This window comes from Pseudomonas sp. GM50 (assembly GCF_000282375.1).
In the GTDB taxonomy this organism is placed as follows: Bacteria; Pseudomonadota; Gammaproteobacteria; order Pseudomonadales; family Pseudomonadaceae; genus Aquipseudomonas.
In genome coordinates, this window is record NZ_AKJK01000099.1 from 14,157 (window position 1) to 38,003 (window position 23,847).

Below are 23,847 nucleotides of genomic sequence, written 5' to 3' on the forward strand. Positions count from 1 at the left end.
AGCCTGCTCGCGATGGCTGGGTAACATTCGAAATTGAAGTCGACTGTCACGCCGCTATCGCGAGCAGGCTCGCTCCCACATTGGATCTCTGCGCATCGTTATTGATGTGCAGCCAACACGCCACTGTTCCCGTGAAGCGATGATGCAGGCAAGATGAAGGTCTGCAAGTCAGAACACAGGAAGCTGATCGTGACCGAAGCGTTTATTGTCGTTCAAACCGCCGAGCAAGCCGTGGATCGGCTTGCTGCCTTGCACGAGCGTGCAACCACCGCGCTGAATCAGGCGCTCAAGCGTTATCTCAAGGACCGCGTCGAGCCGGACGCTGAACAGCGTGCACTGTTTCGTTATCCCGAGTTGCGTCTGACCTACCTTTGCCAGGGCGAAGTCCCACAGACCACTCGCGCCTATGCCAAGGTTCAATTGCCGGGGACCTACAGTGTCACCGTCACTCATCCGGCAGCGTTCCGTAAGTACCTGCTGGAACAACTCGTCCCGTTGATGCACGACTTCACCGTAACCGTGGAAGTCGGCGTCAGTCAGCAGAACATTCCTTATCCGTACGTGGTCGAGCAGGGCGATGAACTGGCCGGCTCCGGCGTCACGGCGGCGGTGCTGGCGCGAGTGTTCCCGAGTACGGACTTGTCGGCCGCCACTGATGGCATTGCCGATGGCTTGTATGATTGGGAAAACACCGACCCGCTGCCATTGGCTCTGTTCGACGCTGCGAGGGTGGATTTTTCCCTGCGCCGGCTGGTGCATTACACCGGCAGCGACTGGCGCCATGTGCAGCCGTGGATTCTGCTGACCAACTACCACCGCTACGTCGACCAGTTCATCGTTCATGGTCTTGAGCAACTGCGCAACGATCCGCGTTTTGTACGCATGGTGTTGCCGGGCAACGTGATCATCGAAAAGGGCATGGACCACGGCGAAGCGTCCGCGATTGCCGCGGGCGTGGTCTGGCATCGTTACCAGATGCCGGCCTATCACCTGATTGCCAGCGACGGCCATGGCGTGACCCTGGTGAACATCGGCGTCGGCCCGTCCAACGCCAAGAACATCACCGATCACCTGGCGGTGCTGCGTCCGCATTGCTGGCTGATGATCGGCCACTGTGGCGGCTTGCGTCAGTCGCAGACCATTGGCGACTACGTGCTGGCCCACGCATACATGCGCCGCGACGGGATTCTCGACCGCGTCGTGCCGCCGAACATTCCGATTCCAGCCCTGGCCGAAGTGCAGATGGCGTTGCAGCAAGCGGCGGCCAACATCACCGGTGAGAAGGGCGACGAGCTGAAGAAGCGTCTGCGTACCGGTACCGTGTTGACCTACGACGACCGCAACTGGGAACTGCGCTGGGCGCAGGAACGTCCGCTTATCAACCTGTCCCGCGCTGTGGCGGTGGACATGGAAAGTGGCACCATCGCCGCCCAGGGTTATCGCTTGCGGGTGCCGTACGGCACGTTGCTCTGCGTATCGGACAAACCGTTGCACAGCGAAATCAAACTGCCGGGTTCGGCCAACGCCTTCTATGAGCGCGCGGTCAGCCAGCACTTGAAGATCGGCATCGAAGCGGTGGACCTGTTGCGTACCGAGCTCAATTCGCTGCATTCGCGCAAACTGCGCAGCTTCGACGAGCCGCCGTTCCGCTGATTTGCGATGGTCATTTAACGGTCAGGCTACTAGCATTAGCAGCCCTGACCGTTAGATGTTCCTTTCCTCATGTCTCGTCCACAACGTCCCGTTTCCCGCCGCCCTGGCGTGAAGCCTGCACCATCCTCTTCAGCCCCGCGCCGTGTCGCCAAAGCGCCGCCGGCCGAGCCGAAGCTGATTCTGTTCAACAAACCTTTCGATGTGCTGACCCAATTCAGCGACGGCGAAGGGCGGGCGACGCTCAAGGATTTCATCGAGATTCCGGGGATTTACCCGGCAGGGCGGCTGGACCGTGACAGCGAAGGCTTGCTGTTGCTGACCAACGACGGCCAGCTTCAGGCGCGAATTGCCGACCCGAAACACAAACTGGCCAAGACTTACTGGGTACAAGTGGAAGGCGAACCAAGCGCCGAGCAGTTACAGCGCTTGCGCGATGGCGTCGAGCTGAACGACGGCATGACGTTGCCGGCCGAAGCGCGACAACTGGATGAGCCGCAACTGTGGCCGCGCAACCCGCCGGTGCGCTTTCGTAAAAGCGTGCCCACCCGTTGGCTGGAACTGGTGATTCGCGAAGGCCGCAACCGTCAGGTACGGCGCATGACCGCGGCGGTCGGCTTGCCGACGTTGCGTCTGGTGCGGGTCAGAATCGGTGACTGGTCGATCGAAGGGCTCGATCAGGGCCAGTGGAAGGAAGTACCGGCACGCTTATAGAGTGCCGGATTCGATCAGGCCGATCACCACGCTTTTGATCACGAACGCGGCCACGCCCAGCCCCAGTACGAAGAACAGAATGAACGAGCCGAAGCGTCCGGCCTTGGATTTTTTCGCCAGGTCCCAGACGATGAAACCCATGAAAATGATCAGGATGCTGACCAGACCAGTCATCATCCACTCTTCGAGTACTGCAGGATCCATCGGACATCTCCAGCGTGGGTGGGGCTAAAAGGCGCTGGAGTATACGCCATGGGGGATTGGCGGGGCATTGACCTGCGGCAGTGTGCCGCACTGTGGCGAGGGGGCTTGCCCCCGTTGGGTTGCGAAGCAGCCCCAGCCAATGAGTTGTACCCGACATACCGCGTTGTCTGATTTTACGACTGCTTCGCAGCCGAACGGGGGCAAGCCCCCTCGCCACAGAGGCCCGTCACCATAAAGGCACCTCGCCACAAAGGCATTCTCAGCTGCGCAGATGAGTCAGCGGCAACTCGGTGCTGTTGAGCACCTGGTTCAACACAAAACTCGACCGCACACTGGTCACCCCTTCAATCCGTGTCAGGTGCCCCAGCAGCAGTTTCTGATAGTGATCCATGTCCGGCACTACCACTTTGAGCTGATAGTCCGCATCCATCCCAGTCACCAAACTGCATTCCAGCACCTGCGGCAAGGTGCGAATGGCGGCTTCGAAGTTCTCGAACCGCTCGGGTGTATGGCGGTCCATGCCGATCAGCACGTAGGCTGTCAGGCTCAGGCCGAGCATCTTGCGGTCCAGCAAGGCGACCTGGCGGGTGATGTAACCGTCGTCTTCCAGTTGCTTGACCCGCCGCGAGCAAGGCGAAGGCGACAGGCCGATGCGTTCGGCCAACTCCTGATTGGAGATGCGCGCGTCGCGCTGTAATTCCGCCAAAATGCTCAAGTCGTATCGGTCGAGTTTGCTCATCAATCAGGCCTTTGTCATAACTATTGCGGAGGATTATCTATCCTGAGTTAAAAATTGCGCAAGTGATGTTTATTTGAGCAATATTCGCAATCCTCTGTCGTCGCTCCGGGCCTATTCTTATCACCAGAATCACTGCTCGGACAAACAGTCCAGTGCGGCTCGCCCAATCAGGCCAGCTGCGGTCGCCACCCCCACCGGGGATGTGTCGGCCCCCGAGCTACACACTGTCCAGAAGACGGCGTGAGGTGAGCCGACGTCATAAGCGTCGAGCACGGACGAAGTTCTCAAGGGGAGGCCGACGGGTCTCCCTTTTTTATTGCCCGGAATTTATGGGCGACCCTCAATAAATAAGTTGCGTGACTGATAACCTGTTGCAGAACCGGCCTGTGCTTTCCCAGTCTTACGTACAGGCCCTAACCCGCAGTGAGGAAAAGCATGAAGTCGCGCATCTGGCGTTTGGCCGGTGTTGGTTTGCTGTGTGTGAGTGTCACTGCGCAATCGCTGGCCGATGAGCCGCAATATCGCGGTCCCGATAGCGGGGAACGTGGGGCGGATCATCAGGGCAAAGGTCAGGGGCATGACGGTAACAATCAGCCACGCCGGCAGAACAACGAAATCATTCGTGGCGACAACAGTCGCCAGTTCGAGCTCCACGACCAGAATCAGGGCGGCGAGCGGCAAAACCGGCCCTCGCACGATCCCAATACTCAGGGTGGCCAGTGGCAGAACCGTGTACAGCACGACTCCAGCGTTCAGGAGCGAGCGCCGCAACAACCCAGTAACCATCTGCCGATCCAGGGCCGGCCCGACACCGTGCGCCAGACCCAGGAACCCCGGCGTGGCTACTATCAGGACGAACCGCGGCGCAACAATGACTACCAGCGCTGGCAGACTGGCGGTCAGGGCTCACGTCATGATGATCGTCGCTGGCCCGGTCGCCCGGATGGGCACGGCAATGGCTGGGGCCCAGGCCCGCAGTATCGTCCGGGGTATGTGATCGATCGCTTCCCGGACCGCAACTACCGCGTACCGTATCGCGGCCAGGATTATTTCTATTCCGGTGGTTATTGGTATCGCCCGCAAGGTCCGCGTTACGTGGTGGTTCAGCCGCCGCGCGGGATTCGGGTCAGCTACTTGCCCGATTACGCGCGTGAAGTGTGGATTGGCGGCGCGCTGTTGTTCCTGGCGGCGGGCTCGTATTACGCCTATCAGGAGAGCACTCGGGATTACGTCGTGGTCGAACCGCCCGTGCAGCCGCAACCGGTGAGCAGTGGTTATGACGTGGTGGCGTATCCGGCCAACGGCCAGTCGCCAGAGGAGGTCAGTCGGGACGGTTACGAGTGTTATCGCTGGGCCGTGGAGCAGAGCGGTTTCGATCCGCGCGCCGTCACCTATCAACCGGATCCGTCGGTGGTGCAAGCCTACCGACAGGCCCAGGGCAACTGCCTGAGCAGTCGCGGTTATCAGGTGAGTTACTGAGCCCTGGCGGCTTTCACCACTTCCTGCGGGTCGGCGTGCACCAGCACTTCGGCTCGCGGGTAGGCTGTGTGAATCGCATCGGCGGCTTGATCGCTGATGCCGTGGGCGACTGACAGAGTCAGCTCCCCCGGCAATTCCAGGTGCAACTGCACGAACCACTGGTTGCCGGAGATTCGTGTACGCAGGTCGTGGGCGCCCAAAACCCCCGGTACGCTGCAGGCCAGTTCAAGCATGTGCTGGCTGACATCCGGCGGCAGCTCTTCATCCATCAGCACCGCAAAACTTTCCCGGGCGATATGAATGGCGCTCCAGAGGATGTAGGCGGCGATCCCCAATCCGAACCAAGGGTCGACCTGATGCCAGCCAAACCCGGCCAACACCAGCGCTACCAGAATGCTGCCGTTGAGCAGCAGGTCTGAGCGGTAATGCAAGGAGTCGGCACTCACGGCGTTGGAACCGGTAGCCTTGATCACCCGATGTTGCAACATCAGCAGGGCCACGGTCAGGGCGAGGGAGAACACAATCACCCCGATGCTGAGCCACGCTGCGCCTACCGGCTCCGGATGTTTCAACCGCTCGATCGCCTGCAAGGCAATCAGCACCGCACTGCCGCCAATGAACAGCGCCTGAGCCATGCCCGCCAATGATTCGGCCTTGCCATGCCCGTAACGATGATCGTCGTCGGCCGGGCGCAAGGCATAATGCACGGCCAGCAGATTGAGCAGCGAGCTGACGCCATCGAGTGCCGAGTCGGTCAGCCCGGCGAGCATGCTCACCGAACCGCTCAGCCACCAGGCGATGGCTTTGGCCACGATCAACGTGCACGCCACCGCCACCGAGGCGCGCGTCGCCAGCCGCAGCAGGCGGGCGTGTTCGGTACTGGTGGTCATAGGTGCGGCTTTTCCTTTTAGTGCACCGGATTACGCGGCGGGTTGCAGGCCGAACATGGCCAGTTGCTGGGCGCTGCCCTTGTGCTGGATCAGACGTGGATCGTCCAGCGGGAAGCTGCGGCCCAGTTCACTTTCCAGAATAGTCTGCAACTTGTGGTTATCGACCTTGCCGTCGGCACCGATCGCTTCCTTGAGTTTTTCCGGAGCCACCTGAGCAGTCCGGCCCGGTTCGAAGTAAATGGCGCCCGTGGCGAAGTCCACCGCAAAGGCGATCAGGCCTGGGATGATGTAAAACAGCAGGCCCACGGCATCCAGCGCGGCGATGGCCGGGTCGATCTTGCCGTCAATCTGACCGCGACGATCCGGGTAGAAAATCGAGCCGCAGGCGGTCACCTGGGTCAGCAAGGTCGCGACCAGTACACCGCCGATCAAGCGAAAGGGAGCACGCATTTGAAATCTCCTGGGTTATCTGGAAACGAAGCATCGTCGATATGAATTAGGACCGCGCCGAACGCCGTTATACTCGCGCCTCTGTTTTGGAGCCAGCATGATTTCTTTGCCGATTGATGAAGTTTTACCCGCCCTGCGTGAAGCCCTCGCTACACGCCACGAAGCTGTGCTCGAAGCACCGCCTGGCGCCGGTAAAACCACCCGCGTGCCCCTGGCCTTGCTCGATGAGCCATGGCTGGCCGGGAAGACCATTCTGATGCTCGAGCCGCGCCGGTTGGCAGCGCGGGCGGCGGCGGAGCGGTTGGCCAGTGAGCTGGGCGAGAAGGTTGGCGAAACCGTTGGCTATCGCATTCGTCTCGACAGCAAAGTCGGCCCCAACACCCGCATCGAAGTGGTCACTGAAGGCATTCTCACCCGGCGTTTGCAAGACGATCCGGCGCTCGAAGGCGTGGGCCTGCTGATCTTCGACGAGTTCCACGAGCGCAGTCTCGACGCCGATCTGGCGTTGGCCCTGAGCCTCAATGGCCGCGAGTTGTTTCGCGACGACCAACCGCTGAAAATTCTGTTGATGTCGGCAACCCTGGAAGGTGAACGCCTGGCCGGGTTGCTCGATGATGCGCCGATCCTGCGCAGCGAAGGTCGCATGTACCCGGTGGCGATGCGTTGGGGGCGACCGTTTCAGCCAGGTGAATTTATCGAGCCAAGGGTGGTGCAGACCATTCTCGACGTGTTGAACGATGAGACCGGTAGCCTGCTGGTGTTCTTGCCGGGGCAGGCGGAGATCCGTCGGGTGCATCAGCAACTCGCCGATGCACTGGGCGATAGCACACAGGTTTTGCTCTGCCCGTTGCACGGCGAACTGGACCTCGCCGCCCAACGCGCCGCGATCGATCCGGCGCCCGCAGGCAAACGCAAAGTGGTGCTGGCCACCAACATCGCCGAGACCAGCCTGACTATCAACGGCGTGCGCGTGGTGATCGATGCCGGGCTGGCGCGAGTGCCGCGTTTCGATCCCGGCAGCGGCATGACCCGCCTGGATACTCAACGGATTTCCAAAGCCAGCGCCACGCAGCGCGCGGGCCGGGCCGGGCGTCTGGAGCCCGGCGTGTGTTATCGCTTGTGGTCGCAGGATCAGCACGAGCAACTGGCGGCTTACGCCAGTGCGGAAATTCTCTCGGCGGATCTTGCCGGGCTGGCCTTGCAACTCGGTCGTTGGGGCGTGACGTCGGGTCAGTTGGTTTGGCTGGATATCCCGCCCGCAGCGGCTTATGCACAGGCTCAGGATTTGCTGGAGCGCTTGGGTGCATTGGACGGCGAGGCTCTGACTCGGCACGGTCAGGCCATGGCCGAACTGCCGGCCCATCCACGGATCGCCCATTTGCTGTTGCGTGGTCAGGCGCTCGGTCTCGCCGACATGGCCTGCGATGTCGCGGCATTGCTTGGTGAGCGGGATATTTTGCGTGGTGCTGGCGCGGATCTGCACAGTCGACTGGTGCTGCTGTCCGGCGAAGAGCGGGCTGCCCGCGGTGCGCAGGGCGGCGTTCAGCGGGCCCGGCAACTGGCGCGGCAGTATCGCGGTTATCTGCGGGGCAAAGCGTCGGAGCCGGTCAGCGATCCCGAGCATCCGCGCTGGCTTGGCGCGTTGCTGGCGCTGGCTTATCCCGATCGGGTCGCCCAACAGCGGCGGGCCGGTGGCGCTGAATATCGATTGGCCAACGGTCGTGCGGCGTTGTTCGCCGAGGCAGACAGCCTGATGAAGCAACCGTGGCTGGTGATCGCTGATCTGGGCAGTCGTCAGGGGCAACGTGAGGAACGGATTTATCTGGCGACGGATTTTGATCCGGCGCTGTTCGATTCCGTACTGGCCGAACAAGTGCGTTGCGTCGATCAACTGGATTGGGATGAGCGTGAAGGCGTGCTGCGGGCCGAGCGTCAGCGCAAGGTCGGCGAATTGATCCTCAGCCGCGAACCGCTGACCGGGCTCGACGAAAGCGCTCGCAGTCAGGCGCTGGTGAATCTGGTGCGGCGCAAAGGTCTGGAGTTGTTGCCGTGGACCCCGGAGCTGCGTCAGTGGCAGGCGCGGGTGGCGTTGTTGCGGCAGCTGGATCTCGGCAGTAAGGAGCAGAGCGAATGGCCGGATGTCAGCGACGCTGCACTGCTCAAAAGTCTCGAACACTGGTTGATGCCGTATCTGGGCAAAGTCTCGCGGCTCAGTCACTTCGCCAATCTGGACCTGTCGAGCATCGTTCACAACTTGTTGCCGTGGCCGTTGCCACAACGGCTCGAAGAGCTGGCGCCGCATCATTTGAGCGTGCCTTCGGGTTCATCGATTCGTCTGGATTACAGCGAGCAGCCGCCGATTCTGGCGGTGCGGTTGCAGGAGTTGTTCGGCCTGGCCGAGACCCCGCGCATTGCGGGTGGCCGGCAAGTGGTCAAGCTGCATCTCCTGTCCCCGGCGCGCCGACCGGTGCAGGTGACGCAGGACCTGGCGAACTTCTGGCGCAGTACGTATGCCGAGGTGAAGAAGGATTTGAAAGGGCGGTATCCGAAGCATTATTGGCCGGATGATCCGCTGGTGGCCGAGGCTACGGCGCGGATCAAACCGCGTAAGTAGTCAGTGGCAGCGGCGGTGCGGCATTCGCGAGCAAGCCCGCTCCCACATGAGATCTTCAGTGAATACAGCATTTGTGTACCACCGAAAACCAGTGTGGGAGCGGGCTTGCTCGCGAAGCTTTTGACCTAAGGCGCGGCCGGCAACAGAAACCGTGCAATCACCGGCAAGTGATCGGAAATGCGCAACGTATCGTCCTGCCTCACCCGCGCTTCAACCCGTTTGATGTGCGGGCTGTAAAACAGGTAGTCGACGGTCCGGTCCGGGCCGTTCAAGCCTGGGTCATTCGGGTAATGGGTCAGCCATTGCGCCCGGTCGATACCGCTGGCTTCGTTGTTGGTGGGGATCATCGGATACTTGTCCCACAGCACATGCAGCGCGCTGTCGGCGGAGTAGGACGTTCGTTGTTCGTCGGGCAGGCGTCGATACTGGCCCAACGGCAACAGGTTGAAGTCGCCACCGATCAACCACGGCGTGCCACGGCTTTCGTACTTGTCGAGGACCTTGGCCACGGCTGTCACCTGGCTTTGCAAGGTTTCGTCGAGCGCGGTGGTGGCGCGGTCCAGATGGGTGTTGAACACGGCCATCTGGCTGCCGTTGCTCAATGGCAGACGAGTGACCAGCAAGGCGTTTTTCGGCTTGAACTGACGGCTGATGAAATTGGCCGGTGCGACCGGTAATTGCAGGCGTTCGGCGTGGTCGATCCGGTAGCGGCTCAGGGTTGCCAATTGCCGGCCAACGCTGCCGTAGATGGGCGGTTCAGGCACGAAGTCGGCTTTCCAGTCGAAGGCCTGCGCGCTGCACGGATACAGATCGGTGACTCGATCCTGGAGCAATTTGAACTGGTTCTGGTAGCCACTGGCCTTGGCGCCATCATCGAGTTCCTGCAACAGCACGATGTCTGGTTGCTCGTCGCGAATCACCCGCGCCACTTCGTCGAGACTGAAGGCCATGTCTTCAGGTGTAGGGCTCTCGTCGTTTCCTGCGGCCAGGTCGTTCCAGAACACGTAGCGCTTGCCTGCCAGGTACTGGACGTTCCAGGTCATCACCTTCAGCGCCTGGCCGGGCACCAGCGTCGGCGCCTTGGCGTTGCAATTGACCGGCAGGGCCTCCTTGGCCTCGGGGCGCCAGGTCAGGCTGTAGATCATCAATGCAATCAGGCCAATGGCAATCAGCAGGCCTGGCAGGGTGTAGCGCAGTAGACGGGTCATGGCTCGGCTTATAGCGTTACAAAATTGACCCCGAGCATAACCGAGAGCCGCGCCCAGGCCCAAGGGTAGAGCGTTCAGAGGCGCTCTTCGGATTTCTCGGGCGCGTCGCTGATCAGCATGAACAAACGGAACAGCACAACGCTGGTGAACAGTTGCAGGAAGCTGTGGGCGCTGTCGATCAGCAGCGAGATCACCGGGTTCTGCGGGTCAGGGTAAACCGCCAGTGTCGCACCCTTGAGCACCCACAACGGCCCCATCACGCACAGAATGCACACCAGAATGCGCAGGAAATTCCCGCGGGTCAGACGCAGGCTTTCCTTCATCGCCGCCAGCGGTGCCAGGCCACGCAGCACCAGCAGGTACTCGCCGAACGCCAGCGTCACCATCAGCCAGATCCCCGGCAGAAAATACAGCGACAGGCCAATCAGGATCAGCAGTGTATTGAGGGCGGTCAGCACGGCGAAGCGCGGCCACAGGGTCGCGGAGGTCGCCAGCAAGTCGCGGGTGCGCGGCGATTCGCCACGGCTGCGGGCATCGAGAAACAGGATCAGCGCGGCGGTGTATAGCGGATACACCAGCAGGCCGACAATCACACTGATGCCGGGGAAACTGTCCGGCTCCGTGGAGTGGTCGACCACTTGTTGCAGCAGCGCCTCGACAATCACCAGCGGCAGGCACAGCTGCACGATCTGGCGCAAATTGCGCTTGAAGAAATACAGAGAGTCACGCAGTACATCGAACGGATTCATCAGTCGGTATCGCTGGTTGAAAGCAGGTGCCTCACTTTAACCGATGAAACCCTTTGGGGCGCAAACGTAAACGTTCGGTAAAGGTCATTGAAACATCCTGTATCAGCCCCATTACTGGTGAGCACCTTATCCACCGTGGATGAGGGCGACGATATTCCCGGCAATCTATGAGGTCGCCATGAACAGCGAAGAACAAACCCTGATCGATGGACTGTTTTCCCGGCTGCAACAGGCCGAAACGGACTCAGCCCCGCGTGACGCCCAGGCCGAAACGCGGATCAAGGAACACCTGACTCGCCAGCCAGCAGCGGGCTATTTCATGACCCAGGCGATTCTGGTGCAAGAGGCAGCCATCAAGAGCCTCGACGAACAGAACAAGCAACTCACTCAACAAATCCAGCAATTGCAGGCCGAACTGCAATCGGCCAAGGCTCAGACGGCGGCGCCGGCACCGAGCAGCGGTGGCTTTTTGTCGAGCATCTTCGGTGGCGCTTCCCGTGATCCACAGCCTGCGTCGACTCAAAGCGCAGCCCCGTCGAATGGCGGCTGGCGTGAACCAGGGCGGCCGTCGTTCAACTCGCAACCGCCGCAGCAAAACTTCGGTGCGCCGGCTGCCCAGCAGAACTTCGGTGCGTCGCCCCAGCAGAATTACGCTGCGCAACAGCCTGCCGGCAGCGGTTTCCTCGGTGGCGCGTTGAAAACGGCCGCGGGCGTGGCCGGTGGCGTCATGTTGGCGCAAGGCATCAGTAGCCTGTTCCATCACAATCAGCAGCCGGAAGTGGTTGAAGTCATCAAGGAAGAACCGGCTCAGGTCAACGATCAGAGCGACGGCGGCAATGGCTGGGGCGACGATCAGCGCGTGGCTGACAATTCCAGCGATCAAGGCGGATTCGCCGACGCCGACTATAGCGATGACAGCTCATCGTTCTTCGGTGGCGACGACGATTCCTTCGTCTGACACATCCGTGGCGAGGGAGGTTGCTCCCTCGCCACATGGCCGATTATTCGCGGAACAATCCTTCGGACTGGCATACTGGGCAACTTTTCGGGCCCGGTGCCTGATCCTGTCCGCGCTTCGGCACGCCAAAGAGGATGTACGGTGAAAAAAATCGCAGTGTTCGCCGATGTCCAGAACCTCTATTACACCGTGCGTCAGGCTTATGGTTGCCACTTCAACTACGCCGCGCTGTGGGCTGATGTCAGCAAACAGGGGCAGATCGTCGAGGCCTATGCCTATGCGATCGATCGTGGCGACAGCAAGCAACAGCAGTTCCAGCAGATCCTGCGCAACCTCGGCTTCATCGTGAAGCTCAAGCCCTACATCCAGCGCAGCGACGGTTCGGCCAAAGGCGACTGGGACGTGGGCATCACCCTCGACATCATGGACGCCGCCGACCATGTCGACGAAGTGGTGCTGGCTTCCGGCGACGGTGATTTCGACATGCTGCTGGAACGCATCATCAGCAAACACGGGGTGCAAGCGGTGGCCTATGGCGTGCCCGGTCTCACGGCCAACTCGCTGATCCGCGCTGCCAGCCGTTACGTGCCGATCGAAGGCGCATTGCTGCTCAAGAATTGATTTTTACGGAGTTGAAACAGGTTTGGAACGCATAGCAGTCATCGACTTTGAAACCACCGGGATCTCCCCGAGCAGCAGCTGCCGGGCCACGGAAATTGCCGTGGTGATTCTTGAACAGGGGCGCATTGTCGAGCGTTACCAAAGCCTGATGAACGCCGGCGTGCGAGTGCCAGCCTTCATTGAACAACTCACCGGCATCAGCAACGCCATGCTGCGCACCGCGCCCTCGGCCGAGCAGGTGATGAACGAGGTCAATGAATTCGTCGGTATCACGCCGCTGCTGGCGCACAACGCTGCGTTCGACCAGAAGTTCTGGGACTACGAGCTCGGACGAATCAAACGCACACGCTTGCAGAACTTTGCCTGCTCGCTGTTACTCGCCCGCCGCCTGATGCCCGCTGCGCCGAACCACAAACTCGGCACCCTCACCACTTTCGCCAGCTTGCCCAATACCGGCAAGGCTCACCGGGCCATGGCCGATGCCGAAATGGCGGCCAACCTGACGGCGCACTTGGCTGAAGAGTTGCGGCGCAAGCATGGGTTGCGGGAGTTGTCGCACGATCTGCTGTGCAGCTTGCAGAAAGTGCCGGCGGCGAAGATCAATGAGCATCTGAAACGGTATCGCGGGTTTTAAGGTTTTGTAGTGTTTCTACTGGCCTCTTCGCGGGCAAGCCTCGCTCCTACAGGTTCGGTGCAGTTCTGTAGGAGCGAGGCTTGCCCGCGAAGGCGTCAGAGCAGACACCGCATCACGATTTACCATTCCCCTCCAACTGCCCCAACGGCACGCGCTTCTCGATGGCGCTCGATAGCACGATCGAGGTCTTGCTGAACCCGAACGTGGCGATCCGGTTGATCAACTCTTCCAGCTCCGGCATCGAGCCCACCGCCGCTTGCATGATCACGCACGGGTCGCCGGTGACGCGATGGCATTCGGTGAGCTGTGGGATTTTGATCAGTTCGTCGTAGGTTTTCTGGTTGCCGTGCTGGTTCAGGCGCAGTTCGATGACGCACTGGATCGGCAGGCCGAGTTTGGCCATGTCGACTTTCGCCTGGTAGCCGGTGATCACCCCGCAGGCTTCAAGTTTGGCGACGCGCTCGGCCACCGCCGGAGCGGACAGGTTTACCTTGCGCGCCAGATCGGCGTAGGACGCACGACCGTTTTCCAACAGGGCGCTGAGGAGCATGCGGTCGTATTTGTCCATCGTGGTGCTCCTGAAAAAGGCTGACTTTCGAAAGCACGGTTTATAGCGCTGAACTCCGTGTTTTGAAAAGTGTACCGGCGCTATAAACAGGTTTTGTAACTTATTTTCCGCTGCTGGCCTTTCTAGAATAGCTGCTCTCTTTGTCTTGTTCTCGAGCTGCCCATGCCTGGCATACGCCGTTTTTCCTTGCCGCTGATCGCTGCTTTTTTCGCGCTGTACGTGATTTGGGGATCGACCTACCTGGTGATTCGAATCGGCGTGCAGTACTGGCCACCGTTGTTGCTCGCCGGTATCCGCTTCGTGATCGCGGGTACGTTGATGTACGCGTTCCTGCGCTGGCGCGGGGCACCGGCACCGACGTGGGCGCAATGGAAAGCGGCGGGGATCATCGGGATTTTGCTGCTGACGTGCGGTAATGGCGCGGTGAGTGTGGCCGAGCACACGGGCGTGGCTTCTGGCGTGGCTGCGTTGGCGGTGGCGACGGTGCCGCTGTTTACCTTGCTCTGCGGATATTTCTGGGGCGCGCGTAATACCCGTCTCGAATGGGCCGGGATTGTGCTCGGGCTGATCGGTATCGCCATGCTCAACCTCGGTTCCAATCTGCAATCGAGCCCCTTGGGCGCGGCGTTGCTGGTGTTCGCGGCAGCGTCCTGGGCTTTCGGTTCGGTGTGGAGCAAACACTTGCCGTTGCCGCAGGGCGCGATGGCGAGTGCCGTGGAAATGCTGGTGGGCGGCGTGGTGTTGTTGATCGGCAGCGCGGTGAGTGGCGAGCATCTGGAGCAACTGCCGCCGATCGAAGGCTGGGCGGCGCTGGCCTACCTGACCGTTTTCGGTTCGATCATTGCCTTCAACGCCTACATGTATTTGTTGAAACATGTGCGTCCGGCGGCGGCCACCAGCTATGCCTACGTCAACCCGGCGGTGGCGGTGTTGCTGGGTATCGTGTTTGTTGGCGAGACCATTGGTATCGAAGAAGCGTTGGCCATGGCGGTGATCATCAGCGCCGTGGTGTTGATCGGGTTGCCGCAGTGGCGCCGAGGTGCTGATCGGCCTGCCGTAGTGGTGCCGACAGAATCCCGCGCGAATTAGGGTAAACTGCGCGCCATTGCATCTTGTGTTGCACACTTGTTTTGAAAAACCCGCGCTGAATTTTCCTACGGTACTCCCATGACTTTCGCCACCCTTGGCCTGATCGAACCCTTGCTGCGCGCCCTCGAGACGCTGGGCTACCAGACTCCTACGCCGGTCCAGGCGCAAGCCATTCCGGCGGTGCTGGCCGGTCGCGACCTGATGGCCGCCGCCCAGACCGGCACCGGCAAAACTGCCGGTTTCGCCCTGCCGCTGCTGCAATTGCTGGCCATGGAAGGGCCGAAAGTCAGCGCCAACTCCGTGCGCGCACTGATCCTGGTGCCAACCCGCGAGCTGGCCGAACAGGTTCACGAAGCCGTGCGCCAGTACGCCGAGAACCTGCCGTTGAGCACGTACGCGGTGTACGGCGGTGTCAGCATCAACCCGCAAATGATGAAGCTGCGCAAAGGCGTCGACCTGTTGGTGGCGACTCCGGGCCGCTTGCTCGACCTGTTCCGTCAGAACGCGCTCAAGTTCAACCAGTTGCAAACCCTGGTGCTGGACGAAGCCGATCGCATGCTCGATCTGGGCTTTTCCGAAGAGCTGGGGAATATCTACAAAGCGCTGCCGAAGAAACGTCAGACGCTGTTGTTCTCCGCGACCTTCTCCGACGCCATCCGCACCCTGGCCGGGCAAATGCTCAACGACCCGCTGAGCATTGAAGTCAGCCCGCGCAACGTGGCCGCCAACACCGTCAAGCAATGGGTAGTGACGGTGGACAAGAAGCGCAAGCCGGAGCTGTTCGTTCACTTGATGCGCAAGGGCAAGTGGAAGCAGGTGCTGGTGTTCGCCAAGACCCGTAACGGCGTAGATGCGTTGGTGGAAAAACTCCAGGGCCTGGGCATCAATGCCGACGGCATCCACGGTGACAAGCCTCAGGCGACCCGTCAGCGGGCACTGGATCGTTTCAAGGCCAGCGAAGTGCAGATCCTTGTAGCCACCGATGTGGCAGCGCGTGGTCTGGATATCGAAGATTTGCCATTGGTGGTCAATTTCGACCTGCCGATCGTGGCGGAGGACTACATCCACCGCATCGGTCGTACCGGCCGTGCGGGCGCAACCGGGCAGGCTATTTCGCTGGTGTGTGCTGATGAGGTGAATTTGCTGTCGGCCATCGAGACGTTGACCCGTCAGACGTTGACTCGCCAGATGGAGCAGGATTTCGAGCCTGAGCACCGCGTGCCGGATACTGATGCCAGCGGTCAGGTGGTCAAGAAGCCGAAAAAACCGAAGAAGCCCAAGACCTCCAGTGGTGGCAAGCGCAACCTGGGTAAATGGGTCGAGAGCGGTGATGCCTCGGCGCCGGAGCCTTCGATCAAGCCTGTGCGTAAAGTGCCGGTGTTCAATACCGGGCCGCGTAAGCGTAAGCCTTGATTATCTGCGGCGCCTGTTAGGTCGCCATCGCGGGCAAGCCCGCTCCCACAGGTGACCGAGTTCTTTCATAGGAATACGGTCAATGTGGGAGCGAGCCTGCTCGCGATCGGCGCGCCGCGGTCTTCAGCCTTTGCGCTGCAACCACTCCACCATCCCCATCCCCGCCGCTCGCCCACTGGCGAAACACGCGGTCAGCAGATAGCCGCCGGTCGGCGCTTCCCAATCGAGCATTTCTCCCGCGCAGAACACGCCAGGCAGTTGCTTGAGCATCAAACGTTCATCCATCGACTCGAACATCACGCCCCCTGCGCTGCTGATGGCCTCGTCCAATGGTCGGGTTTTCACCAACGTCAGCGGCAATGCCTTGATCGCTTTGGCCAGCAGCGCCGGATCGGTAAAACAGTCGGCCGGTGTCAGCTCTCGCAACAGCGCCGCTTTCACGCCATCAAGCCCAAGCTGACTGTGCAGGTGTTTGGCCATGGAACGTGAGCCGCGTGGTTTGCTCAGCGCAGACTGAATTTTATCCACAGGCTTGCCCGGCAACAGATCGAGATGAATGGTTGCCGAACCATGCTGATTGATCGATTCGCGGATCGGTGCCGACAGGGCGTAGATCAAACTGCCTTCAATCCCCGTAGCCGTGATCACACATTCTCCGAGCCGTGGCACGTCGTCATTGAGACCTATGGCGATGTTTTTCAGCGGGCTGCCGGCGAATTTGCTGACCATCAATTCGCTCCAGGCCTTCACCTCGAAGCCGCAATTGCTCGGTTGTAACGGCGCCAGTCCTACACCGCGCTGTTCCAGCGGCAACATCCAGGCACCGTCCGAACCGAGGCGCGACCAACTGCCGCCACCGAGGGCCAACAGGGTCGCGTCGGCTTGAACAGTTTTTTCGCCTTCGGGGCTGTCGATGCGCAAGTCACCGTTGTCATCCCAACCGAGCCAGCGATGGCGGGTGTGGATAACGACGCCGGCATCGCGCAGGCGTTTGAGCCAGGCACGCAACAGGGGCGCGGCTTTCATGTCGGTAGGAAACACCCTGCCGGAGCTGCCGACAAAGGTTTCGATGCCCAGGTCATGAATCCATTGGCACAAGGTGTCGGCGCCGAAGGCTCGCAACAATGGCGCAATCTGCGGTGCCCGTTCGGCATAGCGTGAGAGAAACGCCGGGTAGGCCTCGGAATGGGTGATGTTCATGCCGCCAACCCCGGCGAGGAGGAATTTTCGCCCCACTGAAGGCATGCCGTCGTACAGATCGACTTTGATGCCGGCCTGGCTCAGCACTTCAGCCGCCATCAAACCGGCGGGGCCGCCGCCGATGATGGCGACGTGAGGGGGGAGGGAAGTGGAGGGCTGGGTCATGGCGAGAGCTGCGGTATGGCGGAATAAGCCGCGCATTCTACCAGCCCTGTCCCTTGTGGGAGCGAGCCTGCTCGCGATAGCGATGGATCAGTCGACATCGATATCGACTGTGAAGGCCTCATCGCGAGCAGGCTCGCTCCCACAGGGGGCATTGGTGTTTTCAAAAAAAGCTGGTTAAAAAACAACCACCGCTCTGTGGCCTATACACCGCATGGGCTGCAGGCCCTTTCACTCAGGTTATCCACAGGCGGTTCCACAGGCATTGTGGGTAAAGATCCATAACTCAGTGACAACCTGATGACTGCCAGACCCGTTGGGCGCTGTGATGGAGGATTCCATGACGGCGTGCCAGGGCCTTGCGGTCTTTGCTGTAGCCGCCGCCGATCACGCCGACCACCGGAATATCCCGGCCCAGGCAATGACGCATCACGCTTTCATCACGAGCGGCGACGCCTTCGTCTGTCAGCTTCAGATAACCCAGGGCGTCGTCCTTATGCACATCGACGCCGGCGTCGTACAGCACCAGGTCCGGTTGGTAGAGCGGCAGCAAATAGTTGAGCGCGTCGTCCACCACTTTCAGGTAATCGGCATCGCCCATGCCCATCGGCAACGGAATGTCCCAGTCACTTTCGGCTTTGCGTGCAGGAAAATTCTTTTCGCAGTGCAGGGAAACGGTTATCGCCTCAGGGGTGTTGTGCAGGATTCGTGCAGTCCCGTCACCCTGATGCACATCGCAGTCGAAGATCAGCACCCGATTCACTCGGCCACTTTCCAGCAGGTAATGGCTGATCACCGCCAGGTCATTGAAGATGCAGAACCCGGCGGGATGATCGTAATGCGCGTGGTGGGTGCCGCCGGCCAAGTGACAAGCCAAACCATGCTCCAGTGCCTGTTCGGCCGCCAGCAGCGAACCGCCGACCGCTCGTACCGTGCGCCGGGCCAGCGCTTCGCTCCAGGGCAAGCCGAGGCGTCGTTGATCTTCGCGGGACAATTCGCCGCCCATGTAGCGTTCGATATACGCAGGGTCATGGGCGAGGGCGAGAATCTCTGGCGGGCAGAGGTCCGGGCGCAGCAGGTCGGTGTCGCGGGCCAGGCCACTGTCCACCAAGTGATCGCGCAGCAGGCGAAACTTGTCCATGGGGAAGCGGTGATCCGCCGGAAACTCGGGGCTGTAGTCTTCGTGGTAGATCAATGGCAGGGGCATGGCAGATTTATACAGGAAGGCATGTAGGAATGAGTGAACGATCCTACCAGCGATGTAGACTTGCGGCATGGAAACCGAGGGGAGGGGAGAGGCACGATGGAGCCGATACTGGAACTCGAAAGCGCACGATTGTTGTTACGGCAGTGGCGTGATGAGGATTTGCCGGCGTTTGCGGCGATGTGCGCTGATCCACAGGTGATGCGTTATTTTCCGGCACCCTTGAGTCGACTGGAAAGTGCCGCGCTGATCGGGAGGATTCGCGGGCATTTTGCCGAGCATGGTTTCGGCCTCTGGGCGTTGGAACGTAAAGACACCGGCGCCTTTATTGGTTTTACCGGCCTCGGCGTGGTCGGCTTCGATGCGCCATTCACGCCGGCCACTGAAATCGGTTGGCGCCTGGCGCGTGAGCACTGGGGCCTGGGTTATGCCGGTGAAGCGGCGTGGACCGCTCTGCGATGCGGGTTTGATCGGTTGGCGCTGCAAGAGGTCGTGGCATTCACCACCAGGACCAATCTGCCATCCGAGAAAGTCATGCAAGCGATCGGCATGCACCATGCCCCTTGCGATGACTTCGAGCACCCGCGGCTTGCAGCCGATCATCCGCTGCGCCCGCATGTGTTGTACCGCATCACCCGTGAGCAATGGCTGCAAACCTTGCATGGATAAGCAGGCGCGGACGTTTACAATGGCCCTCATGTTGAACCGGCCATAAACTGAATCGACCGCCGCAGCCAAGACTGCGCGGCATTGCGTTGTGTGAGGAGAGTCTGAATGAGCCAAGTGTTGGAAGATCTGGTAGACCTGCTGACCCTGGAACCGATTGAAGAAAACCTGTTCCGTGGCCGCAGCCAGGACCTGGGGTTTCGTCAGTTGTTCGGCGGCCAGGTACTCGGCCAGTCCCTGTCGGCGGCCAGTCAGACAGTCGAGCCGGCGCGCCATGTGCATTCGATGCACGGTTATTTCCTGCGCCCGGGCGATGCCAAATTGCCGGTGGTGTATCAGGTCGATCGGGTGCGCGATGGCGGCAGTTTCAGCACGCGCCGGGTGACGGCGATCCAGAAGGGCAATCCGATTTTCACCTGCAGTGCCTCGTTCCAGTATGACGAAGAAGGCTTCCAGCACCAGACTGAGATGCCGCAAGTGGTCGGCCCGGAAAACCTGCCGTCGGAGCTGGAACTCACCCAGCAGCGCGCGCACCTGATCCCTGAGCACATGCGCGAAAAACTGCTGTGTCCGAAACCGATCGAAGTCCGGCCGGTGACCGAAAAAGACCCCTACAACCCGCAACCTGCCGATCCCATCAAATACGTCTGGTTCCGCGCCGACGGTGCCTTGGCCGATACCCCGGCGCTGCACAAATACCTGCTGGCCTACGCTTCGGACTTCGGTCTGCTGACCACCTCGATGCTGCCCCACGGCAAATCGGTCTGGCAGAAAGACATGCAGGTCGCCAGCCTCGATCACGCATTGTGGTTCCATGCCGACCTGCGCGCCGATGACTGGTTGCTGTACGCCATGGACAGCCCGTGGGCCGGCAATTCGCGCGGATTCTCCCGTGGCAGCGTGTTCAACCGTGCCGGGCAACTGGTGGCTTCGGTCACTCAGGAAGGCCTGATTCGCCATCGCAAGGATTGGGCATGAGCCTGGCTGAGGTGCGGCATTGGGTGTTCGATATGGACGGCACCCTGACGGTGGCGGTGCATGACTTCGCGGCGATTCGCGTGGCGTTGGCGATTCCTGCCGAAGACGACATCCTCACCCACCTCGCGGCACTGCCGGCCGATGAAGCCGCGGCCAAACACGCGTGGCTGCTGGAGCACGAGCGGGATCTGGCATTGGGTTCGAAGCCGGCGCCGGGCGCGGTGGAATTGGTACGTGAGTTGGCCGGGCGCGGTTATCGCCTGGGCATTCTCACGCGCAATGCTCGCGAGCTGGCCCATGTCACGCTGGAGGCCATTGGCCTGGCCGATTGCTTTGCGGTGGAGGATGTACTGGGCCGCGATGAAGCACCGCCCAAGCCGCATCCTGGTGGGTTGCTGAAACTGGCCGAAGCCTGGAAGGTGCCGGCGAGCGAAATGGTGATGGTCGGTGATTACCGCTTCGATCTGGATTGCGGGCGGGCGGCGGGGACGCGGACGGTGCTGGTGAATCTGCCGGATAATCCGTGGCCGGAATTGACTGATTGGCATGCTGCCGATTGCGTGGCGTTGCGGCAGATGCTTTCGGCTTGAGGGCCTCTTCGCGGGCAAGCCTCGCTCCTACAGGTGATGTGGCGTTCCTTGCTCGCACCGCCATCCTGTAGGAGCGAGGCTTGCTCGCGAAAGCGTCAGATCAGACACCGCAAAAACTCACTGACCGAACAACACCTTCTGCCCCTCGGGCGAGGTAAACATCCCATCACCATTGTGCCCAACCCCGGGCACTTCGATCAGCTGCTGACTCAACCCTTGCGGATGGCGCCGTTTCAGATAATTGAAATAGTTGCGCCCACGAATCAATCGAGAAGCGCCCTGGGCTTTGGCCTCACAACTCTTATCCAGCGCTGGATGATTCGGGTCGATGTCCTGCTGCCCGAGTAAGTAAACGATGTCACGTTTGATGTAGTTTTCTTCCAGTTGCGCAGGTGTTTGCCCATTGGCATAAGCGGGCAGATCCGCCAACCCGTACTTCCAGCGATTGAAATTCGGACACCCCGCGTGACTGAACGCCACGGGTCGTTGCTCATTGAAGTAGGCGTATGACGAAGGGTTGGCGATCACATAGCGCACTTTCACACCCTCCGTGTCGAGGGCTGGCTGAGGGTGACCCAGCAAGGCATAACGCTGAACCACCTGAGCGCCGCCGGAGTGACCGGCGATGACGATTTGCTTCACGTCCGGAAACTGTCGCCGATCACCCAGGCGAGCGATGATTTCGTCGAGTGCCGCATAGGCGCTCAGCGTAAACGGCGCGGTGGATAAGCCACCGGCCATCCAGTCATTGCCTTGCCAGCGTAAAACACTGTCGGGCACCGCATGGCTCGCAATGTCGGTTTCGTTGAGAAACTGCGGGGCGAGTACCAAGGTGTTCGCGCTTTGCCCGGCCTGCTCGGCTGCATGCTCGGCGCTTTGGCGGTAGGTTTCCGCATTGCGCAATCGACCATGGATGATGATCAGCACGCGTTCGATTTTCGCCGGCGTCGGGCCAATGCTCACTGCAATTTCCCCGGCGCTCAACAGCAAGCGCCCGGAACTGATCGTCTTGACGCCCTGCTCGGCAGCCTGGGTGCTTGCGCAGGTGATTAACAGAGCCAGCAGCCACTTACGCATCACAGATTCTTCGCCGCAAAGGTGTCGCACTGGCCAACTTGGCCTTGTGCGAATCCGGCCTTGAACCACCGCACTCGCTGGGCCGAAGTGCCGTGGGTGAAGGAATCCGGCACCACGCGGCCCTGACCTTGCTGTTGCAAGCGGTCGTCGCCGATGGCGTTAGCGGCGTTCAAGGCCTCTTCGATGTCACCGGGCTCCAGCCAGTTCAGACGTTTTTGCGCATTATTGGCCCAGACACCGGCCAGGCAATCGGCCTGCAATTCCTGGCGCACCAGCAAACCGTTGTCGCCTTCCATCTGGCGGCCCTGCTGACGAGCGGCCTGAATCTTCGCGGAAACGCCGAGCAAGGTCTGCACGTGGTGTCCGACTTCGTGAGCGATCACATAGGCCTGGGCGAAGTCGCCCGCGGCGGAAAAGCGCTGGGACATTTCCTGAAAGAAGCTCATGTCCAGGTAGACCTTCTGGTCGGCCGGGCAATAGAAGGGACCGGTTGCCGAAGTCGCCAGGCCGCAGGCCGAGTTGATGCGGTTGCTGAACAGCACCAGGGTCGGGTCTTTATATTGCCGATCGGCCTGCTGGAAAATCTGGCGCCAGGTGTCTTCGGTATCGCCGAGGATCGAGCGCACGAACTCGGCCCCTTCATCATTGGCCGGTGGCGCCTTGCGGCTCTGGGTGGTGGCCGGAGCCGATTGCTCGCTCATCTGCCCGGTCAGTTGACCGAGGATCTGCAGCGGGTCCTGGCCGGTGATCCAGCCGATCCCGACGATCAACAGGATCGCGGTCAGGCTCAGGCCCTTGCCTCCACCGAAGCGCATCCCTCCGCCCCCCCCACCGACATCATCGCCACGGGCATCAACCACGTTGTCGCTGCGTCGGCCTTTTTTCCAAAGCATGGGGGAATCCTCGTTGAACATGGTGATGAGTGTTGCTGGTGAGTGAGAGCGGCGCCAGTCCGGTCGTCAGACAGCCTTGAGCGGCGCCGGTTCTATACCGCTGGGGAGATTAGCGATTTACGTTGCCGGGCGTGAACTACAGTGGCGTGGCCGCGAAGGTATCGCAGGCGTCGATCCGGCCTTCGGCGAAGCCGGCCGAGAACCAGGTCACCCGTTGTGCGGAGGTGCCGTGACTGAACGTCTCTGGCCGTATCACGTTGTTCTGGGCGTGTTGCAGTTGGTCATCGCCGAAGACCGTGGCGGCGTGCAGTGCCGCATCGATATCACCGGCCTCCAGCCACAGCAGGCGTTTTTGCGCATGGTGCGCCCACACACCGGCAAGGCAATCGGCTTGCAGTTCGGCGCGAACCTCCAGTCCACCATCGCCGGTGACAGGTTGACTGTCTGCCAGTGCTTTCTCGAAAGGGGCGGAGAGTCCCAGTTCCAGCTGCACGTGATGTCCGATTTCGTGAGCGATGATGTAGGCCTGTGCGAAGTCGCCGATCACCGAAAACTGCTGGGCCATGACGCGAAAGAATTCCAGATCCAGATACACCTGGCGATTGGTCGGGCAATAGAACGGGCCGCTGGCTGAGTTTGCGAAGCCACACGCCGAGGTCACTCTTTCACTGAACAGGGTCAGTGTGGGTTCCGGGTAATGCCGGCCGGTTTGCGCAAAAAGTTGTTTCCAGGTGTCTTCGGTATCGCCCAGCACAGACTGAATAAACACGAGTCGAGGATCTTCAGAAACCATGGCGGCGGAGTGTTGAGGCGGTGTGCCTGACAGGACCGGGATGCCGACTGGAACGTCATCCGGCATCGTCCTCACCGTTGAATAAATTCCTGCGCCTGCCAGGGTGGCGACGGCCATTGTGGCGCCCATTATTTTCCCTGTCGTTTTGCGGGCATCCTTGCCCTCCCGAGTGTCATTTACGTTGTCGCTGCGTCTTGCTCTGTTCCATAACATGTTTGCGGTCTCTCATAGATTGATTGGGCGCTTATCGCCGCGTCTATGAATAACCGCACTGGCAAAGAGACGTGGATGAAATGTGTAAGGG

General features: G+C 60.7%; 24 protein-coding genes. 12 read left to right on the top strand and 12 right to left on the bottom strand.

Annotated features, from left to right (window positions below; genetic code table 11):
• The first annotated feature begins 153 nt into the window (after positions 1-153).
• Both amn and PMI30_RS07355 read left to right on the top strand, forming a co-directional pair.
• Positions 154-1,653, top strand: coding sequence for an AMP nucleosidase (amn, locus tag PMI30_RS07360; protein ID WP_162130612.1), 1,500 nt, complete (start codon positions 154-156; stop codon positions 1,651-1,653).
• Positions 1,654-1,722: 69 nt separating this feature from the next.
• Positions 1,723-2,364: a pseudouridine synthase gene (locus PMI30_RS07355; protein WP_008012639.1), complete on the top strand. Its 642-nt coding sequence runs from the start codon at positions 1,723-1,725 to the stop codon at positions 2,362-2,364.
• Here the strand turns inward: PMI30_RS07355 and PMI30_RS07350 are convergent.
• Both PMI30_RS07350 and PMI30_RS07345 read right to left on the bottom strand, forming a co-directional pair.
• Positions 2,359-2,568, bottom strand: coding sequence for a DUF2788 domain-containing protein (locus tag PMI30_RS07350; protein WP_007894445.1), 210 nt, complete (start codon positions 2,566-2,568; stop codon positions 2,359-2,361). The genes PMI30_RS07355 and PMI30_RS07350 overlap by 6 nt on opposite strands.
• Positions 2,569-2,827: 259 nt before the next feature.
• Positions 2,828-3,307 carry an Lrp/AsnC family transcriptional regulator gene (locus PMI30_RS07345; protein WP_007894448.1) on the bottom strand — a complete coding sequence of 160 codons (480 nt, stop codon included), beginning with the start codon at positions 3,305-3,307 and terminating at the stop codon, positions 2,828-2,830.
• Between the two features lie 435 nt (positions 3,308-3,742).
• Here PMI30_RS07345 and PMI30_RS07340 point away from each other — a divergent pair, with 435 nt between their 5' ends.
• Positions 3,743-4,786 (top strand): DUF6515 family protein, encoded by a 1,044-nt coding sequence (locus tag PMI30_RS07340; protein WP_008012640.1) that lies wholly within the window; start codon positions 3,743-3,745, stop codon positions 4,784-4,786.
• Here the strand turns inward: PMI30_RS07340 and PMI30_RS07335 are convergent.
• Together PMI30_RS07335 and PMI30_RS07330 are read right to left on the bottom strand one after the other, a co-directional pair.
• Positions 4,780-5,676: a cation diffusion facilitator family transporter gene (locus PMI30_RS07335; protein ID WP_008012642.1), complete on the bottom strand. Its 897-nt coding sequence runs from the start codon at positions 5,674-5,676 to the stop codon at positions 4,780-4,782. The genes PMI30_RS07340 and PMI30_RS07335 overlap by 7 nt on opposite strands.
• Positions 5,677-5,706: 30 nt before the next feature.
• On the bottom strand, positions 5,707-6,126 hold the full coding sequence (locus tag PMI30_RS07330) for a hypothetical protein (protein WP_008012643.1): 420 nt from the start codon (positions 6,124-6,126) through the stop codon (positions 5,707-5,709).
• A gap of 97 nt (positions 6,127-6,223) precedes the next feature.
• Here PMI30_RS07330 and hrpB point away from each other — a divergent pair, with 97 nt between their 5' ends.
• Positions 6,224-8,740 (top strand): ATP-dependent helicase HrpB, encoded by a 2,517-nt coding sequence (gene hrpB / locus PMI30_RS07325; RefSeq protein ID WP_008012646.1) that lies wholly within the window; start codon positions 6,224-6,226, stop codon positions 8,738-8,740.
• A 125-nt stretch (positions 8,741-8,865) separates the two neighbouring features.
• Here the strand turns inward: hrpB and PMI30_RS07320 are convergent, their stop codons facing one another.
• Together PMI30_RS07320 and PMI30_RS07315 are read right to left on the bottom strand one after the other, a co-directional pair.
• On the bottom strand, positions 8,866-9,948 hold the full coding sequence (locus PMI30_RS07320; protein WP_008012648.1) for an endonuclease/exonuclease/phosphatase family protein: 1,083 nt from the start codon (positions 9,946-9,948) through the stop codon (positions 8,866-8,868).
• 74 nt (positions 9,949-10,022) lie between these two features.
• The gene (locus PMI30_RS07315; RefSeq protein ID WP_008012649.1) at positions 10,023-10,697 is read right to left on the bottom strand and encodes a YciC family protein; all 675 of its coding nucleotides are present in this window, start codon (positions 10,695-10,697) and stop codon (positions 10,023-10,025) included.
• Positions 10,698-10,875: 178 nt separating this feature from the next.
• Between PMI30_RS07315 and PMI30_RS07310 the strand changes: the two genes are divergently transcribed.
• From PMI30_RS07310 to PMI30_RS07300, 3 genes are all read left to right on the top strand, one after another.
• On the top strand, positions 10,876-11,655 hold the full coding sequence (locus tag PMI30_RS07310; protein ID WP_008012651.1) for a DUF2076 domain-containing protein: 780 nt from the start codon (positions 10,876-10,878) through the stop codon (positions 11,653-11,655).
• A 141-nt stretch (positions 11,656-11,796) separates the two neighbouring features.
• Positions 11,797-12,276, top strand: a complete 480-nt coding sequence (locus PMI30_RS07305; RefSeq protein ID WP_008012653.1) for a LabA-like NYN domain-containing protein — start codon at positions 11,797-11,799, stop codon at positions 12,274-12,276.
• Positions 12,277-12,298: 22 nt separating this feature from the next.
• A complete protein-coding gene (locus PMI30_RS07300; protein ID WP_008012655.1) occupies positions 12,299-12,910 on the top strand; it encodes a 3'-5' exonuclease in 612 nt (203 codons plus the stop codon).
• Positions 12,911-13,022: 112 nt separating this feature from the next.
• Here PMI30_RS07300 and PMI30_RS07295 read toward each other — a convergent pair whose 3' ends face one another.
• Positions 13,023-13,478 (bottom strand): Lrp/AsnC family transcriptional regulator, encoded by a 456-nt coding sequence (locus PMI30_RS07295; RefSeq protein WP_008012657.1) that lies wholly within the window; start codon positions 13,476-13,478, stop codon positions 13,023-13,025.
• Positions 13,479-13,640: 162 nt separating this feature from the next.
• Between PMI30_RS07295 and yedA the strand changes: the two genes are divergently transcribed.
• Both yedA and PMI30_RS07285 read left to right on the top strand, forming a co-directional pair.
• On the top strand, positions 13,641-14,567 hold the full coding sequence (gene yedA, locus PMI30_RS07290; protein WP_008012659.1) for a drug/metabolite exporter YedA: 927 nt from the start codon (positions 13,641-13,643) through the stop codon (positions 14,565-14,567).
• A 78-nt stretch (positions 14,568-14,645) separates the two neighbouring features.
• The gene (locus PMI30_RS07285; protein WP_008012660.1) at positions 14,646-15,980 is read left to right on the top strand and encodes a DEAD/DEAH box helicase; all 1,335 of its coding nucleotides are present in this window, start codon (positions 14,646-14,648) and stop codon (positions 15,978-15,980) included.
• A 123-nt stretch (positions 15,981-16,103) separates the two neighbouring features.
• On the opposite strand, the gene PMI30_RS07280 is transcribed toward PMI30_RS07285, so the two are convergent.
• Entirely contained in the window at positions 16,104-17,345 is a 1,242-nt protein-coding gene (locus PMI30_RS07280; RefSeq protein ID WP_177318857.1) for a TIGR03862 family flavoprotein, read from the bottom strand.
• A 283-nt stretch (positions 17,346-17,628) separates the two neighbouring features.
• The gene (locus tag PMI30_RS07275) at positions 17,629-18,549 is read right to left on the bottom strand and encodes a histone deacetylase family protein (RefSeq protein WP_007895347.1); all 921 of its coding nucleotides are present in this window, start codon (positions 18,547-18,549) and stop codon (positions 17,629-17,631) included.
• A 96-nt stretch (positions 18,550-18,645) separates the two neighbouring features.
• Between PMI30_RS07275 and PMI30_RS07270 the strand changes: the two genes are divergently transcribed.
• The 3 genes from PMI30_RS07270 to PMI30_RS07260 all read left to right on the top strand — a co-directional run bounded on the left by PMI30_RS07270 (position 18,646) and on the right by PMI30_RS07260 (position 20,780).
• The gene (locus PMI30_RS07270; protein ID WP_008012667.1) at positions 18,646-19,215 is read left to right on the top strand and encodes a GNAT family N-acetyltransferase; all 570 of its coding nucleotides are present in this window, start codon (positions 18,646-18,648) and stop codon (positions 19,213-19,215) included.
• A gap of 105 nt (positions 19,216-19,320) precedes the next feature.
• A complete protein-coding gene (gene tesB / locus PMI30_RS07265) occupies positions 19,321-20,190 on the top strand; it encodes an acyl-CoA thioesterase II (RefSeq protein ID WP_007895344.1) in 870 nt (289 codons plus the stop codon).
• Positions 20,187-20,780 carry an HAD family hydrolase gene (locus tag PMI30_RS07260; protein WP_008012669.1) on the top strand — a complete coding sequence of 198 codons (594 nt, stop codon included), beginning with the start codon at positions 20,187-20,189 and terminating at the stop codon, positions 20,778-20,780. Before tesB ends, PMI30_RS07260 begins: the two co-directional genes overlap by 4 nt.
• A 117-nt stretch (positions 20,781-20,897) precedes the next feature.
• Here PMI30_RS07260 and PMI30_RS07255 read toward each other — a convergent pair whose 3' ends face one another.
• The 3 genes from PMI30_RS07255 to ypfJ (PMI30_RS07245) form a co-directional block, all read right to left on the bottom strand.
• Positions 20,898-21,857, bottom strand: coding sequence for an alpha/beta fold hydrolase (locus PMI30_RS07255; RefSeq protein ID WP_008012671.1), 960 nt, complete (start codon positions 21,855-21,857; stop codon positions 20,898-20,900).
• On the bottom strand, positions 21,857-22,750 hold the full coding sequence (gene ypfJ / locus PMI30_RS07250; protein WP_008012673.1) for a KPN_02809 family neutral zinc metallopeptidase: 894 nt from the start codon (positions 22,748-22,750) through the stop codon (positions 21,857-21,859). The genes PMI30_RS07255 and ypfJ (PMI30_RS07250) overlap by 1 nt, the downstream gene beginning before the upstream one ends.
• Positions 22,751-22,886: 136 nt before the next feature.
• Positions 22,887-23,756, bottom strand: a complete 870-nt coding sequence (gene ypfJ, locus PMI30_RS07245; protein ID WP_008012676.1) for a KPN_02809 family neutral zinc metallopeptidase — start codon at positions 23,754-23,756, stop codon at positions 22,887-22,889.
• Positions 23,757-23,847: the final 91 nt, after the last annotated feature.

Bases quoted from the DNA above. Each gene is read 5' to 3' on its own strand.
- PMI30_RS07340 (WP_008012640.1), top strand. From the start codon at position 3,743: ATGAAGTCGCGCATCTGGCGTTTGGCCGGTGTTGGTTTGCTGTGTGTG.
- PMI30_RS07320 (WP_008012648.1), bottom strand. From the start codon at position 9,948: ATGACCCGTCTACTGCGCTACACCCTGCCAGGCCTGCTGATTGCCATT.
- PMI30_RS07345 (WP_007894448.1), bottom strand. From the start codon at position 3,307: ATGAGCAAACTCGACCGATACGACTTGAGCATTTTGGCGGAATTACAG.
- PMI30_RS07260 (WP_008012669.1), top strand. From the start codon at position 20,187: ATGAGCCTGGCTGAGGTGCGGCATTGGGTGTTCGATATGGACGGCACC.
- PMI30_RS07295 (WP_008012657.1), bottom strand. From the start codon at position 13,478: ATGGACAAATACGACCGCATGCTCCTCAGCGCCCTGTTGGAAAACGGT.
- PMI30_RS07285 (WP_008012660.1), top strand. From the start codon at position 14,646: ATGACTTTCGCCACCCTTGGCCTGATCGAACCCTTGCTGCGCGCCCTC.
- hrpB (WP_008012646.1), top strand. From the start codon at position 6,224: ATGATTTCTTTGCCGATTGATGAAGTTTTACCCGCCCTGCGTGAAGCC.
- tesB (WP_007895344.1), top strand. From the start codon at position 19,321: ATGAGCCAAGTGTTGGAAGATCTGGTAGACCTGCTGACCCTGGAACCG.
- yedA (WP_008012659.1), top strand. From the start codon at position 13,641: ATGCCTGGCATACGCCGTTTTTCCTTGCCGCTGATCGCTGCTTTTTTC.
- PMI30_RS07280 (WP_177318857.1), bottom strand. From the start codon at position 17,345: ATGACCCAGCCCTCCACTTCCCTCCCCCCTCACGTCGCCATCATCGGC.
- amn (WP_162130612.1), top strand. From the start codon at position 154: ATGAAGGTCTGCAAGTCAGAACACAGGAAGCTGATCGTGACCGAAGCG.
- ypfJ (WP_008012673.1), bottom strand. From the start codon at position 22,750: ATGCTTTGGAAAAAAGGCCGACGCAGCGACAACGTGGTTGATGCCCGT.
- PMI30_RS07355 (WP_008012639.1), top strand. From the start codon at position 1,723: ATGTCTCGTCCACAACGTCCCGTTTCCCGCCGCCCTGGCGTGAAGCCT.
- PMI30_RS07330 (WP_008012643.1), bottom strand. From the start codon at position 6,126: ATGCGTGCTCCCTTTCGCTTGATCGGCGGTGTACTGGTCGCGACCTTG.
- PMI30_RS07315 (WP_008012649.1), bottom strand. From the start codon at position 10,697: ATGAATCCGTTCGATGTACTGCGTGACTCTCTGTATTTCTTCAAGCGC.
- ypfJ (WP_008012676.1), bottom strand. From the start codon at position 23,756: ATGTTATGGAACAGAGCAAGACGCAGCGACAACGTAAATGACACTCGG.
- PMI30_RS07310 (WP_008012651.1), top strand. From the start codon at position 10,876: ATGAACAGCGAAGAACAAACCCTGATCGATGGACTGTTTTCCCGGCTG.
- PMI30_RS07275 (WP_007895347.1), bottom strand. From the start codon at position 18,549: ATGCCCCTGCCATTGATCTACCACGAAGACTACAGCCCCGAGTTTCCG.
- PMI30_RS07255 (WP_008012671.1), bottom strand. From the start codon at position 21,857: ATGCGTAAGTGGCTGCTGGCTCTGTTAATCACCTGCGCAAGCACCCAG.
- PMI30_RS07350 (WP_007894445.1), bottom strand. From the start codon at position 2,568: ATGGATCCTGCAGTACTCGAAGAGTGGATGATGACTGGTCTGGTCAGC.
- PMI30_RS07270 (WP_008012667.1), top strand. From the start codon at position 18,646: ATGGAGCCGATACTGGAACTCGAAAGCGCACGATTGTTGTTACGGCAG.
- PMI30_RS07335 (WP_008012642.1), bottom strand. From the start codon at position 5,676: ATGACCACCAGTACCGAACACGCCCGCCTGCTGCGGCTGGCGACGCGC.